2 protein-coding genes and 1 pseudogene are annotated in these 1,566 nt (G+C 52.8%); 1 reads left to right on the top strand and 2 read right to left on the bottom strand.

All coding sequences use genetic code 11. The features are described 5' to 3' along the window. The coding region (locus H6F43_RS12640; protein ID WP_190343106.1) for a Tab2/Atab2 family RNA-binding protein at nt 1-753 on the top strand (753 nt) is incomplete at its 5' end. Between the two features lie 80 nt (nt 754-833). On the opposite strand, the pseudogene H6F43_RS12635 reads toward H6F43_RS12640, so the two are convergent. Both H6F43_RS12635 and H6F43_RS12630 read right to left on the bottom strand, forming a co-directional pair. Then, nucleotides 834-1,187, bottom strand: a pseudogene (locus H6F43_RS12635) (type II toxin-antitoxin system PemK/MazF family toxin). Next, nucleotides 1,184-1,420, bottom strand: a complete 237-nt coding sequence (locus H6F43_RS12630) for a hypothetical protein (RefSeq protein ID WP_190343105.1) — start codon at nt 1,418-1,420, stop codon at nt 1,184-1,186. Before H6F43_RS12630 ends, H6F43_RS12635 begins: the two are co-directional and overlap by 4 nt. Nucleotides 1,421-1,566: the final 146 nt, after the last annotated feature.

Here is a 1,566-nt window from a genome sequence, read left to right as displayed (position 1 = left end):
GCGGGCAGCCTCCGCTACAGCGCCGTGTGTCCGCAGCCAAAGGTGAGCGCTGACTGGCTGGTGATGCAGTTGCAACAGCTTGCAACGAAGACTGCCCTACCAAAGCAGATGCGGGTGTTCCGACCGCAAACGCTGCACTTGCTAAAATCCGCTTGTGAACCATTGGGCATTGCGGTTGAGCCGACTCGCCGCACGCCCACGGTCAAACGCTGGCTTCTTGATCGCGCGCGCGAGTATCCCACGCTGCCGAACTATACCCGCCAGCCCTACCAACCCCTCGATCTGGATCGTCCGCCACCTGTGCCGCTGGCAGAGAATTTGTGGGGCGATCGCTGGCGATTTGCGTCGTTGCCTGCGGCTGAGCTGGCTGATGCGTTTACTGGACGCATGATTCCCGTTGTAGACATGCCAGACGATCGATTGCCGCTGAAGCTGGGGTTAGCGTCTACAACGGCAGTTCCCGGCGTGGTAATCGATGGCGGACGGCAATCAATGCGGCTGGCGCGGTGGCTGCAAGCCTCGCATCCGGTGTCGCTGCAATACATTCCCGGCGCACCCGATGGCTTAATTCTGGACGCAGGACTGGTCGATCTCTGGGTGGTTGCCACGTTTGAGGACCCGGATGTGAAGCGATCGGCGGCGGAATTTGAGCGCCGTAAGCAAGCGAGTCAGGGGCTACATTTTCTAGTGGTGCAGCCGGACGATTCAGGAATGACGTACAGCGGGGTTTGGCTGCTGAAGAGTGAGGAGTAACTCAAGCGCGTTAACAGTTTTAGATGTTCTTAGGAATTTTTAATAGCAAGCTTTCTAATGGCAAAATTACAACACTTCTGCTATGACTCGTATCCCAGCGTTAGCAAAACCACTTCTTCTAGTTGAGTGATTGTTTCAGGAGTGAGTTGCCCCAGTTTGCGAATCAAACGAGTCTTATCTAGCACTCGCATCTGAAAACATAGCGCAACAGAATCCTGAGTTAGTCCACCATCGCCTTGCTCAATCAGCAGACAAATCGGTAGCGAGACGCGACGTAGATTTGTGGTCAAAGGAATTGCAATGACTGTTGTGGAAAACTGGGAAACAATGTTGTTTTGAAAGAGGATGATAGGACGAACGCCCGCTTGTTCAGAACCTTGAGTTGGGTTGAGATTAGCTAACTACACCTCACCGCGGTTAAGTCGATTAGTCATTGCTGATCTTCCTGATAAAGCATCGCTGCATAATCGCTCATTCCTACTTCGGCAAGAGCACGATCGTCCTCGGCAAATTCAGTCGCAAGGGCAGCCAACTGAGCAGGATCAAGTGCAAGACGACGGCGCTTATCTCGAAACTTCAAAAAGGCGATAAACTCAGCGACTTGCTGAAGTTGCTGAGTGGTGAGGCGATCGAGATCTTGCTTAAGAGCTTCACTGCTAATTGGCATAGTGGAGGGACAAAACAACGGTGGGCGGTTCCCCTATTGTAAATATCGTTTCCTCATTCTCTATAGAGAGACAGCTTTGCATGGCTCTCGACCGTGTTGTACTAGCTGTACCAAATCGATTCGATCGCCCTTGCCGCCTCTACAGA

Source organism: Leptolyngbya sp. FACHB-36, assembly GCF_014695955.1.
In the GTDB taxonomy this organism is placed as follows: Bacteria; Cyanobacteriota; Cyanobacteriia; order Leptolyngbyales; family Leptolyngbyaceae; genus FACHB-36.
The sequence above is the reverse complement of the archived record's forward strand: the minus strand, read 5'-3'. Positions and strand labels throughout refer to the sequence as shown.